The 14,738-nt window shown below is 72.3% G+C and carries 14 protein-coding genes and 2 pseudogenes; 11 read left to right on the forward strand and 5 right to left on the reverse strand.

Translation table 11 applies throughout. The features are described from left to right. Nucleotides 1-86: 86 nt before the first annotated feature. Nucleotides 87-2,207, reverse strand: coding sequence for a prolyl oligopeptidase family serine peptidase (locus tag ACIP94_RS08925; RefSeq protein ID WP_402421592.1), 2,121 nt, complete (start codon nt 2,205-2,207; stop codon nt 87-89). 206 nt (nt 2,208-2,413) lie between these two features. Here ACIP94_RS08925 and ACIP94_RS08930 point away from each other — a divergent pair, with 206 nt between their 5' ends. Then, nucleotides 2,414-2,608 carry a hypothetical protein gene (locus tag ACIP94_RS08930; RefSeq protein WP_311693133.1) on the forward strand — a complete coding sequence of 65 codons (195 nt, stop codon included), beginning with the start codon at nt 2,414-2,416 and terminating at the stop codon, nt 2,606-2,608. Between the two features lie 41 nt (nt 2,609-2,649). On the opposite strand, the gene ACIP94_RS08935 is transcribed toward ACIP94_RS08930, so the two are convergent. From ACIP94_RS08935 to ACIP94_RS08945, 3 genes are read right to left on the reverse strand one after another with little or no spacing between them, the layout of a single operon-like run. Continuing rightward, nucleotides 2,650-2,856 (reverse strand): DUF397 domain-containing protein, encoded by a 207-nt coding sequence (locus ACIP94_RS08935; RefSeq protein WP_402421596.1) that lies wholly within the window; start codon nt 2,854-2,856, stop codon nt 2,650-2,652. Between the two features lie 7 nt (nt 2,857-2,863). Next, the gene (locus tag ACIP94_RS08940) at nt 2,864-3,073 is read right to left on the reverse strand and encodes a DUF397 domain-containing protein (protein WP_402421599.1); all 210 of its coding nucleotides are present in this window, start codon (nt 3,071-3,073) and stop codon (nt 2,864-2,866) included. Further along, nucleotides 3,070-3,945 (reverse strand): helix-turn-helix domain-containing protein, encoded by an 876-nt coding sequence (locus ACIP94_RS08945; RefSeq protein WP_402421601.1) that lies wholly within the window; start codon nt 3,943-3,945, stop codon nt 3,070-3,072. Before ACIP94_RS08945 ends, ACIP94_RS08940 begins: the two co-directional genes overlap by 4 nt. A gap of 156 nt (nt 3,946-4,101) precedes the next feature. Between ACIP94_RS08945 and ACIP94_RS08950 the strand changes: the two genes are divergently transcribed. The 10 genes and pseudogenes from ACIP94_RS08950 to ACIP94_RS08995 all read left to right on the forward strand — a co-directional run bounded on the left by ACIP94_RS08950 (nt 4,102) and on the right by ACIP94_RS08995 (nt 13,873). Next, on the forward strand, nt 4,102-4,587 hold the full coding sequence (locus tag ACIP94_RS08950; RefSeq protein ID WP_402421604.1) for an ATP-binding protein: 486 nt from the start codon (nt 4,102-4,104) through the stop codon (nt 4,585-4,587). A gap of 198 nt (nt 4,588-4,785) precedes the next feature. Continuing rightward, nucleotides 4,786-5,654: pseudogene (locus ACIP94_RS08955) on the forward strand (helix-turn-helix domain-containing protein); the annotation flags it as partial. 55 nt (nt 5,655-5,709) lie between these two features. Beyond that, nucleotides 5,710-6,314 (forward strand): annotated as a pseudogene (locus ACIP94_RS08960) (Uma2 family endonuclease). A 97-nt stretch (nt 6,315-6,411) separates the two neighbouring features. Beyond that, the gene (gene mshB, locus ACIP94_RS08965; protein ID WP_402421607.1) at nt 6,412-7,296 is read left to right on the forward strand and encodes an N-acetyl-1-D-myo-inositol-2-amino-2-deoxy-alpha-D-glucopyranoside deacetylase; all 885 of its coding nucleotides are present in this window, start codon (nt 6,412-6,414) and stop codon (nt 7,294-7,296) included. Next, nucleotides 7,293-7,712, forward strand: a complete 420-nt coding sequence (locus tag ACIP94_RS08970) for a DUF6113 family protein (RefSeq protein ID WP_402421610.1) — start codon at nt 7,293-7,295, stop codon at nt 7,710-7,712. Before mshB ends, ACIP94_RS08970 begins: the two co-directional genes overlap by 4 nt. Nucleotides 7,713-7,934: 222 nt before the next feature. After that, nucleotides 7,935-10,223, forward strand: coding sequence for a hypothetical protein (locus tag ACIP94_RS08975; RefSeq protein WP_402421613.1), 2,289 nt, complete (start codon nt 7,935-7,937; stop codon nt 10,221-10,223). A 161-nt stretch (nt 10,224-10,384) separates the two neighbouring features. Next, complete coding sequence (locus tag ACIP94_RS08980) at nt 10,385-11,320, forward strand: ABC transporter ATP-binding protein (protein WP_402421616.1); 936 nt, start codon at nt 10,385-10,387, stop codon at nt 11,318-11,320. Continuing rightward, a complete protein-coding gene (locus ACIP94_RS08985) occupies nt 11,317-12,060 on the forward strand; it encodes an ABC transporter permease (protein WP_402421619.1) in 744 nt (247 codons plus the stop codon). Before ACIP94_RS08980 ends, ACIP94_RS08985 begins: the two co-directional genes overlap by 4 nt. Continuing rightward, nucleotides 12,057-13,262 carry a sensor histidine kinase gene (locus ACIP94_RS08990; RefSeq protein ID WP_402421622.1) on the forward strand — a complete coding sequence of 402 codons (1,206 nt, stop codon included), beginning with the start codon at nt 12,057-12,059 and terminating at the stop codon, nt 13,260-13,262. Before ACIP94_RS08985 ends, ACIP94_RS08990 begins: the two co-directional genes overlap by 4 nt. After that, a complete protein-coding gene (locus ACIP94_RS08995; RefSeq protein ID WP_402421625.1) occupies nt 13,259-13,873 on the forward strand; it encodes a response regulator transcription factor in 615 nt (204 codons plus the stop codon). Before ACIP94_RS08990 ends, ACIP94_RS08995 begins: the two co-directional genes overlap by 4 nt. Before the next feature lie 12 nt (nt 13,874-13,885). On the opposite strand, the gene ACIP94_RS09000 is transcribed toward ACIP94_RS08995, so the two are convergent. After that, entirely contained in the window at nt 13,886-14,737 is an 852-nt protein-coding gene (locus ACIP94_RS09000) for a tetratricopeptide repeat protein (protein WP_402421764.1), read from the reverse strand. Nucleotide 14,738: the final 1 nt, after the last annotated feature.

Genomic DNA, 14,738 nt, shown 5'->3' on the forward strand with positions numbered 1-14,738 from the left:
GCGCCTCTCCCCGTCTCCTCGCGTCTCCTCGCGTCTCTCCGCGTCTCTTGGCGTCTCCTGGCGTCGGAACCGGCGCCGCTCCCGGCTCAGCTCAGACGCAGGGCCTTCCGGAGAAAGTCCCGTTGGAGCAGCAGCAGGTTCTCCGCGACCGTTTCCTGGGGGGTCATATGGGTCACCCCGGACAGCGGCAGCACCTCGTGTGCGCGGCCCGCCGCCAGCAGGGCGGAGGACAGCCGCAGCGAGTGGGCGACCACCACGTTGTCGTCCGCCAGGCCGTGGATGACCATCATCGGGCGGGCCGGCTCGGCGGCGTCGACCAGGCCCGCGTCGTCGATCAGCGAGTTGCGGCGGTAGACCTCGGGCTGCTCGCCTGGGTGTCCCAGATAGCGTTCCTGGTAGTGGGTGTCGTACAGCCGCAGATCGGTCACCGGGGCGCCGACCACCGCCGCGTGGAACACATCCGGGCGGCGCAGCACCGCGAGGGCCGCGAGATAGCCGCCGAAGGACCAGCCGCGGATCGCGACCCGGGACAGGTCGAGCGGGAATTCGCCGGCCAGGGCGTGCAGCGCGTCGACCTGGTCCTGGAGCACGACGTCCGCGAGGTCGTCCTTGACCGCCTTCTCCCAGGCGGGGGAGCGGCCCGGGGTTCCCCGGCCGTCCGCGACGACCACCGCGAAGCCCTGGTCGGCGAACCACTGCGAGGTCAGATGCGGATTGTGGGCGGCCACCACGCGCTGCCCGTGCGGTCCGCCGTAGGGGTCCAGGAGGACGGGAAGCGAGGTGTCACCGGAGTAGTCCCTAGGCATAAGCACAGCGCATGGGATTCGCCGTGCGCCCCCCTGAGTGAGCGTCACGCGCGGGGACAAACCCGGATGTTCGGCATGAGATGCCACGGTCGCGATGCGCTTGCCATCCCGCAGCACCTGTACCTGGGCGCCCGGGCGGTCGGGAACCGACGAGACGAGGACGGTCACGCCCCCGGCGCGTACCGCCGAGTGCACACCGGGCTCCTGCGACACACGCTCCACGCCCAGTTCGTTCACCCGGTACACATGGATCTCGCCGATTTCCGGATCGGTGGCCGCCTCGCCGGCCGAGGCCGCCACCAGCACATCGTCGTCCGACACATCCAGCACCGCCCGCAGATGCAACTGCGCCCCGGTCAGCGGCCGTTCACCCACCGCGAGCACCCGCGCGCCGCCCTCGTCGGCGATCCTCACGAGCTGACCGGAGGGGCTCCAGCACGGCACCCCAGCGAAAAGTTCCAGCCAATGTGGATCTTCCTCGGCGTGCACCATCCGGGTCGCCCCGGAGTCCGGGTCCACGGCCAGGAACAACTGGCCGCGCTGGTCACGGGACTGCACGAGGATCAGTGGCGCACCCGCCGCCGACCAGTGCACTCGCGCCAGATACGGGTAGCCCGACCGGTCCCAGGAGACCTCGGTGCGCACCCCGTCGAGGCCGAGAACGAACAGGCGGACGTCCGCGTTGTCGGTGCCCGCCGCCGGATACGCCACCCGCTGCGGTTCCCGATCGGGATGCGCGGGATCGGAGATCCACCAGCGGCGCACCGGCGTGTCGTCCACCCTCGCCACCAGCAGCCGGTCGGAGTCCGGCGACCACCAGAAGCCCCGCGCACGGCTCATCTCCTCGGCCGCGATGAACTCGGCCAGCCCGTAGGTCACCCCCTCCGACTCCGGCTCGGCGAGCGCCCGGTCGTGCTCGCCCTCGGCTCCGACCACGCGCAGGGCGCCCTGGGCGACGTAGGCGATGTGCCGTCCGTCGGGGGCCGGGCGGGGGTCGATCACCGGGCCGGGTACGGGGAGTTCACGCGCCGTGCCCGCCCGCAGCTCCGCCGTGAAAAGCCGCCCTGACAAGGCGAAAGACGCCAGCTCCAGGGCCGTGTCGGCGGCGTAGCCGACGATGCCGGCGCCGCCCTCGCGGCTGCGTTCCCGGCGGGCGCGCTCCTCGGGCGGCAACTGTTCGTCGGCGCCCCCGAGCAGTGCGCCGGGGTCGGCCGCCAGGCGCTCGGTGCCGTCGGACAGATCGAGGACCCACAACTGGTGTGCGCGGTCCGTGCCCGAGGCGGACCGCAGAAACGCGACACGGGAACCGTCGGGCGCGACGGTGAACGCGCGGGGCGCGCCGAGCGTGAACCGCTGGGTCCGCGCGTGCCGTCGGGGGAAGGAAACAGGCTCGGTCGTCATGCCCCGACCATATTGGCCATGCGCCCCCTTGTGCGGCCGTGCGCCGACCGATGCGCACGTACGGATAGTTATGATCACTAGCGCATAGTGGGTATGAACCCGCTGGCATCCATGTGGATTTATCTGCCCCTGATGGGTCCACATGGATACATTGCCCCCATAGCCCGACCCCCCGCGTCCCTGTGGATCTTTGGAGGTGAGCCGCCGTGGCACTCTCGATTTCGGCGGTGGTGCTGCTGGCGATCATCGTCGTCCTGCTGATCAGGAAGTCGGGTTTGAAGGCCGGGCACGCCATCGTGTGCATGCTTCTCGGGTTCTACCTCGCCTCGTCGACCGTCGCTCCGACGATCCACGACCTGACGACGAACATCGCTGGGATGATCGGGAGCATCAAGTTCTGACGGGTGGCGGACGGCGGGCCGGGCCCGCCGTCCGCTGCCGGTTACGCACCGGCGTACGGGACGAAGGCCGACCAAGTGGCAGGCGTGAAGGCCAGGCGGGGGCCGTCGGGGTTCTTGGAGTCGCGGACGTGCACCGTGCCGGTGCTGGTGGCGATTTCGACGCAGGAGTCGCCTTCGCTGCTGCTGCTGTAGCTGCTCTTGAACCACGCCAGGCCGGCGGCTCCTGCGGCAGAGGTTCCGAAGATCATATTTTCCTCAGCCTGCGGACACGTAGGGGACGAAGGCGGACCAGGTGGCGGGGGAGAAGGTCAGGCGCGGGCCGGTGATGTCCTTGGAGTCGCGGACGTGGACGGTGTCGAGGGTGGTAGCCATCTCGACGCAGGAGTCGCCTTCACTGCCGCTGCTGTAGCTGCTCTTGAACCACGCCAGGCCGGCGGCACCCCCGGTCGAGGTGTTTCGGATCATGATTCCCCCAGCAGTTGTTCGATGAAGGCTGTTGACTCACGCGGGGTGAGAGCCTGAGCCCGGATGATGCCATAGCGCAGTTCCAGGATACGGAGCTGCCTTGGGTCGGAGACCGGACGGCCGTTGGCCACCACGGGCGAACGTCCCACCGCTGAGCCGTCATCGAACTTCAGCACCTCGATCCCGCCGTCCACACCGGCATGCTCCTCGCGCTCCATCGGCATCACCTGAAGCTCGACATTACGGAACTGGGCTGCCTCTAGGAGATGCTCCAGCTGGCGACGCAGCACCGCCTTCCCGCCGAGTGGGCGTCGCAGCGTCCACTCCTCCTGGACGAAGCTGATCTCAGGCGCCGGGCCTCGTTCGAAGACGGCCTTGCGGGCCACGCGCGCGGCGATGAACTGCTCCACCTCCGCCTCACTGTATGCGGGACGCCGCATCAGGAGCAGCGCGCGTGCGTACTCCGGCGTCTGCAGCAGCCCGTGGATGTTCAGCGGATCGTAGAGCTGAAGCTCGACCGCCTTCGCCTCCATCTGCGCCAGGTCCCGCACCTTCTTCGGGTACCGGACCCTCCTCACGTCCTCCTTCATCGCGGCGAGCAACCCACCCGCCCTCAGCACCTCGTCCGCCTTGTCCAGGTACTCGGGGCGGGGGATGCGCCTGCCGCTCTCGATCTTGTAGACCATGTCCTCGCCGTACCCGACCGCCACCCCGAACTCGGCGGCCCTCATGCCGACGGCCTCCCGTCGCAGCTTCAGCTGCCGCCCCACGGTCGCGACGACCGCCACTCCCCAGTCATCATCCGGGTCCACCTCCCAACCCGGCTCGTCCGCCTCGCTCTTGAGTCGGACCGCTTCACCGTCCACGCGCATCGCCGCACCCCTCCGTCGTGCCGTCGTGCCTCCACGCCCTCAACGCGTACGACCGCTCCGGACCGGCCGGACACGCCCGGACAACGTCCGGACAGTCACCGTACGCATGGGCATCGTCACTGTTCACGGTAGGCGGACGTCGCCACGCTGAGTGACGTGAATCAAGGAACTGCCTCCCCGGAAGCCCGACTCGGCCCGTTCGTCCCGAACTTCGATGTCCGGCTGTCGCCGACCCCCCGTGGTGCCCGCCTGGCCCGGCTGCTCGCCACCGAACAGCTCCGGAGCTGGGGACTGCCCACGGACCGGGCGGAGCACATCGTCGCCGAGCTGGCCGCCAACGCGGCGACGCACGGACGCGTCCCCGGGCGAGACTTCCGGCTCATGCTCTACGTCGCCGGCGGCACCCTCCGGATCGAGGTCACCGACACGCGCGGTGACCGCCTTCCGAGCGCCCGTCAGCCGGCCGCCGACGCCGACTCCGGCCGGGGTCTCGTTCTCGTCGAGGCGCTGGCCGACCGCTGGGGTGTGGCCCCCGGACCGCGCCCCCGTAAAACAGTCTGGGCGGAACTCGACTTCGCACCGGAACCCGGTCGCGCGGGCTCCGGTGGCAGGGGCGCTCTCTCCCAAGGAACCAAGGGATGAAAGAACCCGGCCAAGCCCCACCCCTCCCGCCCGCGGGCCGCGATCACCCGCGTGGGTGAACATCACCGACTCGGCTGGATTCGGGGGCCGTTGGCTGTCCTACGCTCAGCGCGACACAACCACAGACATGCGACGGCCCCCGCCGGGACGGCAATCCCAGTGCGAGGGCCTGACCACCGAGGAAGAGAAGGCTTCCCGATGGATACCCCGCACCCTAGCGTGCCCCCGCACGCCCAGTCCCGGATTGCCGGCAACGCGCCCCCGAACCGGCGCCCCCACTCCGGCGGACTCGTGCACGACAACACCCGGCACACCAGCCGCTTCACGGTGATCGGCAACCACCTCGCCCAGCACGCGCAGTTGTCGCTCCTCGCGATCGGGCTCGGCGTCCACCTCCAGTCGCTGCCGAACGGCGCCCGCGTCGACATCAAGAGCCTCGCCGCGCGCTTCCCCGAGGGAGCGGCCCGTATCGCCGCCGCCCTGCGCGAGCTGGAGGCCCACGGTTACCTCCGTCGCGTCCGCGAACGCGTCCCCGGCGGCCGTATCGTCACCCGCACGATCTCCTGCAACCGGCCGTCGGCCCCGCGCGCCGTGGACGAGCCCGGCTGCGCCGCGCCCGCCAGGCCGGCGGCCCCGAAGAAGCACACACCCCGCAAGCCGCTCCCCGCCGTACCGGGCCCCGCCCATCCCGCACCCGCCCTGCTCCAGGCCGCGGCCGACCTCCTCGCGAGCCTGCGCCGCCACGACCCCCGCCTGCTGCTGTCGGCCTGTGACACGGCCCATCTGGCCCCCGGCGTCGCGCGGCCTGGCTGGAGCGGGACGCCGGCCCCGATGCCGTACGGCACGCGCTGACCGACGACCTGCCCCCCGAAGGACTGCGGCGCCCGGCAGCCCTCCCGGCCCACCGCCTCACCGCCCGGCTGCCACCCCCACCTCCCTTCCGCACACCGGCGGGCCCGCCGCCCGTACGGCACCCGCTCCAGACCTGTGACGGCTGCGACCGCGCCTTCCGCGCACCCGGACCCGGCCGCTGCCGTGACTGCGGAACCGATCTCCCGGAGGCCGCCTGGCATGAAGGCGACGATCCTTGCCCCTGGGCACAGACGACGAGGAGCGAGCGCCATGACCATCGCCCCGGAGAACGCGCGGCAGGGCGCCTCCCACCTGTACCGGGCCATGCGGGATTTCGTTCAGTCCGCGGACGACAACCTCCCCGGCAAGTTCGAGATCACCGAGGAAGGGATCGTCCTCGACATGCTGTCGCCCATGAAGCCGCACGAGCTCACCGTGCTGCGCGTCCGGAAGCGCCTGGAAAAGGTGATGCCGGACGAGATCGTGGCGCACACGGGTGAGCCCGACGTGGAGGACGAACCCGAGGCATCATGCGCCGCCCGGATGTGATGGTGATCGCCGAGGCGGAGATGGAGGGAGAGGGTTCCTTCGACCCCCGGTCGGTCGCCGCCGCCGTGGAGGTCATCTCCCGCTCCAACCCGGACAACGACTGGGTCACCAAGATGCGCGACTACCCCCTGATGGGCATCCCCGTCTACGCGGTCTTCGATCCCCGAACCGGCACCGGCGCCGTCCTCTCCGACATGCACTCCACCACGGACGGTCCCCGCTACGCCACCCGCAAGGACTTCGTCTACGGGGAGGACGTCACCATCGGCGACTGGACGATCCCGACCGAGGGCCTGCCGCGCTACCGGGACGAGCCCGAGGCCTGAGCCCGGGCGGCCGGGAGCTGCCGGGGTGCCGGGCTGCCGGGCTGCCGGGGTGCCGAGGTGCCGGGGTGCCGGGCCGGGGCTCTCGTAGGGTGGTGCCATGACGGATCTGCCGGACCGGCGTCTGCTCCTGGTGCACGCGCACCCCGACGACGAGTCCATCAACAACGGCGCGACCATGGCCCGGTACGCGGCCGAGGGCGCCCGCGTGACGCTGGTGACCTGCACCCTCGGCGAGGAGGGCGAGGTCATCCCGCCCGAGCTGGCGCACCTCGCGCCGGACCGCGACGACGCCCTGGGGCCGTACCGGGCCGGTGAACTGGCCGCCGCCATGAAGGAGCTGGGCGTCACCGACCACCGCTTCCTCGGCGGCCCGGGCCGCTACCGCGACTCCGGGATGATGGGCGCACCGCAGAACCACCGCCCGGGCGCCTTCTGGTCCGCCGACCTCGACGAGGCGGCCGGCCATCTGGTGGCGGTCGTCCGGGAGGTCCGTCCCCAGGTCCTTCTCACCTACGACCCGAACGGCGGCTACGGCCACCCCGACCACATCCAGGCCCACCGCGTGGCGGTGCGCGCCGCCGAACTGGCCGCCGACACCGCCTTCCGGCCGGACCTCGGCGCGCCCTGGGACATCCCCAAGGTCTACTGGAACCGGATGCCGCGCTCGGTCGCCGAGTCCGCCTTCGCCCGGCTCGGCGAGGCGCTCGGCACGACGTCCTTCGCCCGGGCGGCGGCCGTCGGCGACCTCCCCGGCGTGGTCGACGACCCGATGGTCACCACGGAGATCGACGGCACCGCCTTCGCTGCCGCGAAGGCCGCGGCGATGCGTGCACACGCCACCCAGATCGAGGTGGTGGAACCCTGGTTCGCGCTCTCCAACGCGCTCGCGCAGCCGCTGTTCACCACCGAGTACTACGAGTTGGCGCACGGCGAGCGGGGCGGCGACCGTGAGACGGATCTGTTCGAAGGAGTGGCCCCATGACACCCACGGGCAAGCAGCAGAGTGCGCTCGCACAGCCGCTCACTCTGCCCTCGGCCAGGCGGGTCGCCGCCTGTCTCGGCCTCTTCGTGCTCGGCGCGGCCACCGGGGTGGCGGGCGCGCTCGTCCAGGGCGGCCTGTTCCCCGGCGGACTGCTGCTCGCACTCGCCGCCGCGGCCGGGCTGTTCGTCGGGGGCGGACTGGCCACGGAGACCAGGGCGGGGGCCATCGCGCCCGCCGTCGGCTGGATGATCGCCGTGGTCCTGCTCACCGCCAGCCGTCCGGAAGGGGACTTCCTGTTCGGTGCGGGCACCGGCTCGTATCTCTTCCTGATCGGTGGAATGGCCCTTGCTGTGATCTGCGCCACTCTCAGCCCGGGGCGCCAAACGGGCGGCTCCGACGCCCGACTTGGCAAGTGACGTACCACTTCGCCCCCCGGGTCACGGGATGTCCCCCGGAAAAACCGGGCGCGTCCGTAAGGGTCCCGTGCGGGTTTCCCTCATGGGCGCGGTTTGCGAGCCCCGAGCGGCCAGTATGGTGGTGCGCGCCGCCGAGCCTCCCGCGCGCTGTCGGCTTCGTTCGAGCAGGGGGCCACCTGTTGAGGTCGAAACAGGCGGTGGAGCCAACCGGGAGAACCTGCCTTGAGTCGTGAAACTGACAGTTCGTCCGCCGGACCCAACGGACGCGGCGGATCCGCGTACCCGTCGGGGACGCCGCCGTACGGGACCCCCATGGCTTCCTCGGACGGCGCGGACGCGAGCCGCCCGGCCACGCAGCCGGAGGAACGCAAGACCGAGACCACGCTGACGACCCGGATCCGGATCAACATCCCCGGGTCGCGGCCGATTCCGCCGGTCGTCGTGCGCAAGCCCGTCGCGGACGCCGAGTCCGCCGACACCGTGGGCGACGTCGGCTACGACGCCGAGACCACGGGTACCGTCAGCGCGCTCTCCACCTTGGAGAGCCCCGCGGAGACCCCCGCCCCGGCCGAGGAGAAGGCGGCAAGCGACTGGTTCGCGCCCCGCAAGCCCTCGGCGGCCACCGGCCCGCAGGGCGGCGGCGCGACCAACGGCGCGGGTCTGTCAGGGGTCTCCGGCATACAGGGCCCGCCCAGTGCGCCCGGCGCGAGTACCGGCCTGGGCGCGAACGGCGCCTCGGGGGCGCCGACTGCTCCCGGCGCGCACGGCAACGGGGGTGCGCGACCTGATGCCTCCCGTACGCCGGGTGCTCCCGGTGCGCGGCCCGGAGGCGCCGCGCGAGGCGCGGGCGCGTTCGGTGCGCGCCCCGGCGCGACGAACGGGAAGGGGCTCCCGGGTGCCACCGGTGCGGGCCCCATCGCGCCGGGACACGGCGGCGGCACCGGCTCCTTCGACGTGTCGGACGCGGTGGCGGCCAGCACGGCCTCGTTCCCGGTCATCGATCCCGACGCCTTCGGCGAGCCCCGCCGCGACGATCTGCCGTACTTCTCCGAGCCGGGCCGCTCCGGTCCCTCGGGCCCGACCGGCGGCCCGGTCACGGGCGACGGACCGGTCATCCCGCCGGTCGTCACCGGCCCGACGCCCGGCGGCTCCGGTCCCGGTGGTCCCGGCGGCTCCGGCCCCGGTGGTCCCGGCCTCCCCGGACCCGGCGGCCCGGGCCTGCCGGCGACCGGCATGCCGGGCGCCCACGGCGGTCCGTTCGGCCCCGGCGTCCCCGGAGCCGCGGCGGGCCAGGGCGGTCCCGGTGGCGGGCTCAGCGACGACACCGCGATCCTCACCCCGCAGAAGCAGGCTCCGGAACCGGGCCACCCGGGCTTCGGCGGCCCCGGCGACAACATCTCCGGACACACCCTCACCAGCGGTATCCCGGTGGTTCCGCCGGGTGCCCAGATCGGTGCGTTCGACGGGACCACCCCCTCCGACGGATCGGTGTCGCACCGGCCCCCGAAGCTGCCGGACCCGCCCAAGACGCAGAACACCGCCGCGGCGAAGCCGGCGAGGAAAAAGGGCCGCAGCAAGCTGGCCCTGCTGGCCGGTGGTCTGGTCGTCATCGCCGGTGTCGCCTACGGCGCCGGGTTGTTGATGAACCACTCCGACGTGCCCAAGGGCACCACCGTGCTCGGCGTCGACATCGGCGGCGGCACCCGCGACGAGGCGACCCAGAAGCTGGATGCCGCGCTGGGCAGCCGTACGAACAAGCCGTTGCAGTTGTCGGTCGACGGCAAGACGGTCGCCCTCAGGCCCGACCAGGCCGGCCTCCAGCTCGACAGCAAGGCCACCGTCGCCGCCGCCGCGGGCAGCGACTACAACCCGGTGTCGGTGATCGGCTCGCTCTTCGGGCAGCAGCGCGTCGTCGAACCTGTGATGCCCGTCGACGAGGAGAAGCTCCAGGCCGCCCTCGAGCAGGTCGCGGGCGGCGCCGGCTCGATGACCGAGGGCACGATCAAGTTCGAGTCCGGCAAGGCCGTCGCGGTGTACGGCAAGGCGGGCAAGGGCGTCGACGTGGCCGGTTCGACCCGGGCCGTCGAGGAGGCCTACCGCACCCAGGTGGAGACCGACACCAGCACGCCCGTGCGGGTGCCCACGACCACCCGGCAGCCCACGGTCCCCAACGCCGAGGTCGACCGCATGATGAAGGCGTTCGCCGAGCCCGCGATGTCCGCCAACGTGATGGTGCGCGCGGACGCGGCCCATGCCGTGGCGTTCAGCCCCCAGAACTCGCTGTGGAAGTTCCTCGGGGTGAAGGCCATCAACGGCAAGCTCGTCGAGTCGTACGACAAGGTGGCGCTCCGCAACCTCTACGGCCACGCCTTCGACGGCGTCCTCATCACGCGGGGCACCGGCAAGAGGACGCCGGTCACCGTGGAGGACGTGATCAGCGCACTGCGGCCGGCGCTGCTCGGCAGGACCACGGCGGCGCGCGTCGCGACGATCGACACCAACCCGAGCTGACCGGCGGCCACACGGCAGCCGCAGAAGGCCTGGGGAGAGGGGGGCGCCCGGTTCAGACCGGGTGCCCCCCTGCGTCACCCTGCCGGGCATGACATCTGTCATGCCGGACTGACGACACCTGGCACTGCCCGGCGACAGCCCCGCACCGCCACGATGAACGCATGACGACGACAGTGGCGGCCACCGAAGCGGTGGTCGGGTTCGACCAGGTGACCAAGGCCTACGGCGAGGTCCGGGCCGTGGACGGCCTGACCCTCCGGCTGCACCCGGGGGAGACGGTGGCCCTGCTCGGGCCGAACGGCGCGGGCAAGTCCACCACCCTGGACCTGCTCCTCGGGCTCAAGCACCCGGACAGCGGCTCGGTGCGGGTGTTCGGGACCAGCCCCCGTGAGGCCATCGTGGCCGGGCGGGTGGGGGCCATGCTCCAGAGCGGCGGGCTGATGGACGAGGTCACGGTCGCCGAGCTGGTCAAGCTCGCCTGCGCGCTGCACCCGAAGCCGTACAAGGTCACCGACGTGCTCGCCCGCGCGGGCATCGCGCAGATCGCCGACCGCAAGGTCAACAAGCTCTCCGGTGGCCAGGCCCAGCGCGTCCGCTTCGCCCTCGCCACCGCCGGGGCCAACGACCTGATCGTGCTGGACGAGCCGACCACCGGCATGGACGTCTCCGCCCGGCAGGCCTTCTGGGCCACCATGCGCGAGCAGGCCGACCAGGGCCGTGCGGTCCTGTTCGCCACGCACTACCTGGAAGAGGCCGACGCGATAGCGGACCGGGTGCTCGTGCTGCACCGCGGACGGCTCCTCGCCGACGGCACCGCCGCCGAGATCAAGGCGAAGGCCGGTGCCCGCCGGATCTCCTTCGACCTCCAGGACCCGGCCGAGGAGGCATCGCTGCGCGCGCTGCCGTTCCTGACCTCGCTCACCATGTCCACGAACGGCTCCGGACAGACCGTCCGTATGCAGTCCACCGACGCCGACGCGACCGTCCACGCCCTGTACGGCCTCGGCGTCTACCCCCGCAACCTCGAAGTCGCCGGGCTCGGACTCGAGCAGGCGTTCGTCGCCATCACCGAGGCCGAGGAGGCCAGGCAGTCGTGAACTCCCTGATCAAGCTGGAACTCACCCGCGCGCTGCGCAACCGCAAGTTCCTCTTCTTCTCGGTGATCTACCCCGCGGCCCTGTTCCTGCTCATCTCGAGCACCTCCGGCGGCCCCGACAGCAAGATCCCCGGCAGCGGGCTGACCGTGGCGACGTACATGATGGTGTCCATGGCCTCCTTCGGCGCCCTGACGGCCGTGCTCATGGGCAACAGCGAGCGCATCGCCAAGGAGCGCGAGAGCGGCTGGGTGCGGCAGCTCAGGCTGACCACCCTGCCGGGACGCGGGTACGTGCTGGCCAAGACCGCCGGCGCCGCCGTCGTCAGCCTGCCGTCCATCGTCGTCGTCTTCCTGGTGGCCGCCGCCCTCAAGCACGTCCGCCTCGACGCCTGGCAGTGGTTCGCCCTGACCGGCGCGATCTGGGCCGGCAGCCTGGTCTTCGCCGCGCTCGGCGTGGCCATCGGCTATGTCGCCACCGGGGACGCGGTCCGCCCGATCACCATGATCACCTACTTCGGCCTGTCCATCCTCGGCGGCCTGTGGTGGCCGTCCGCGGTCTTCCCCACCTGGTTGCAGGACATCGCCGAGTGGCTGCCCACCCACGCGTACGCTGCACTGGGGCAGGCCATCGAACAGAGCCAGGCCCCGCACACCAAGGACATCGCCATCCTCGTCGCCTTCTTCCTGCTGTTCGCGGGCGGCGCGGCCTGGCTGTACCGGAAGGACACGCTGAAGGCGTGAGCACGACGACCGAGGAACCGGGGACGCAGACCGTCTGTGCGGAGCGGGTGATCCCCTTGGGACAGCCGCCCCGCACCGGGCGTGATCTGCTCCTGCGGAAGTTGCTGTGGATCGTCGTCTGGCTCGTCTTCCTCAGCGCGCCGGTCCGCGACCTGGCCGCCGGGCACCACACCACCGCGGGCACCGTGGGCGGCTGGCTGGGCCTGGCGGTCTTCGTCGGGGTCTATCTGACGCTCGTCTTCCGGAACATGGGCACCCCGCTGCCCCGCCGGCTCGTGGTCGCCCTGGTCGTCTCCCTCGCTCTGCTCGCGACCCTGCTGTGCTTCACGCTCGGTCCCTCCTGGCTCGGCCTCTACTGCTATGTCTCCGTGGCCTGCGGGGCGACCCTCCCGCTGAGAGCGGCCTACTGGGCGATCCCGGGGACGGCCGGGGTGATGCTCCTCGTCGGAGGGCACGTCGGCGAGCGGGACGCCCAGGACCTGGTGATCCTGGTGCTGCTCATCGGCTTCGCGATGACCGGCGTCGTCCAACTGATCCGCACGACCGTCGAGTTGCGCAAGGCCCGGGCCACCGTCGCCCAGCTCGCGGCCAACGAGGAGCGGCTGCGGCTGGCCCGCGATCTGCACGACCTGCTCGGCCATTCCCTCTCGCTGATCACCCTCAAGAGCGAGCTGGCCGGCCGTATGCTGCCCGACCACCCCGACAAGGCGGCCCAGCAGGTCGCCGACATCGAGCAGGTGAGCCGTCAGGCCCTCGTCGATGTGCGCGAGGCGGTCACCGGCTACCGCCGCCCCCGCCTCGCCGCCGAACTCGCCGGCGCCCAGGTCGCGCTCGCGGCGGCCGCGGTCAGCGCGGACATCCCCGCGGAGGCCGACCTCACCGGCGTCCCCGAGGAGAGCGAGTCCGCCCTGGCCTGGACGCTGCGCGAGGCCGTCACCAACGTCGTCCGGCACAGCGGCGCCTCGCGCTGCACGGTGGAGGTGCTCCGGCGGCAGACGCTGGACGGCCCGGTGCTGGAACTCTCCGTCGAGGACGACGGCTCGGGCGGCGCCGGCAAGGGCCCGGGCAACGGTCTGACGGGCCTGACCGAGCGGCTGGACAAGGTCGGCGGGACGCTTCACGCGGGCTGGGAGAAGCGCGGGTTCCGGCTGGTGGCACGGGTGCCCGCGGGCACCGCCGCGGACGTAGGATCCCGGGCATGAGCCGCACGATCAAGGTCCTGCTCGCCGAGGACCAGTCCATGGTCCGCGAGGCGCTGGCCGCCCTGCTCGGCCTGGAGGAGGACATGGAGGTCGTCGTCCAGGTCGCCCGCGGCGACGAGGTGCCGGCGGCGGCCCGCGCCCACGACGTGGACGTGGCGCTGCTGGACATCGAGATGCCCGGCGCCACCGGGATCGAGGCGGCGGCCGTCCTGCGGCGGGAGCTTCCGGACCTCAAGGTGGTCGTCCTGACCACCTTCGGGCGCCCCGGCTATCTGCGGTCCGCGATGGAGGCGGGCGCCGACGCCTTCCTGGTGAAGGACGCCCCCGCGGCCCAACTCGCCGAGGCGGTGCGCAAGGTGCTCGCCGGGGAGCGTGTCATCGACCCCACACTGGCGGCGGCCGCCCTGGCCGACGGCGCCAACCCGCTCACCGACCGCGAGCGCGAGGTCCTGCGCGCGGCGGCCGACGGCTCGACCAACGCGGAACTCGCCGCGGCCCTGCACCTGTCCCAGGGCACGGTCCGCAACTACCTCTCCACGGCGATACAGAAGCTGGCGGTTCGCAACAGGGCGGAGGCCGTCCGGATCGCCCGCGAGAAGGGCTGGCTCTAGCGGGCGCTTCGCTCAGTTGAGCAGGGCCCGCGCCGCCCGCGCCTGCCCCCGCACCCGCTCGGCGGTCGTCTCGTCCACGCCGGCCACGACATCGGCGTACGCGTCCAGCTCCGCGGCACCCCGCAGAAAGTCCCCGCGCTGGACGAGGAGCTGGGCCCGCTCGTAGCGCAGCCGCGCCGGATGCGACGGCAGCAGCAGGGACAGCTCGACCGCCCACAGCGCGACATCGGTCCGCTCCGGCCGGGAGGCGGCCCAGGCGCGGATGTTGTTCAGCACCCGCAGCACGACGTCGAGCGGATCCGCGGGGGTCAGCATCGAGGGATCCAGCGGCCCCCCGGTCGCTCCGGCCACCAGCAGCTCGGCGTCGGCCACGCTCAGCAGCCGCCCCCCGTCGAAGGGATCGGCCAGCACCCGGTCCTCCTGCGGCCCGAACCCCACGACGAAGTGCCCCGGCAGCGCGACCCCGTAGACCGGCGCCCCGGCCCTGCGGGCCACCTCCATCCACACCACCGACAGCAGGATGGGCAGCCCCCGCCGCCGTCGCAGCACCTCGTGCAGCAGCGAGGACTCCAGCCGCTCGTAGTCACCGGCCGAGCCGCGGAACCCGCAGCGCCAGCCGAGGACGTCGGCCAGCGCCAGGGCCCAGGACCGGGGCCCGCCCGGCGCGAACGGCAGCAGCCCGGCGAGCCGGTCCAACTCGATCTGCGCCGCGTCCAGCCCGGCCTCGTCCACCGTCCCGTCGGCCGCCGCGCCCACCAGCAGACACAGGGCCGCGAGGTCGGGCCGCGCGGCACGCGCCTCCTCGCCGAACCGCCGTCGCACCTCGGCGGCCCGCTCCGGCTCCGGGGGATAGGGGCCATGCATG

This window comes from Streptomyces sp. NPDC093261 (genome assembly GCF_044753645.1).
Lineage (GTDB): Bacteria > Actinomycetota > Actinomycetes > Streptomycetales > Streptomycetaceae > Streptomyces.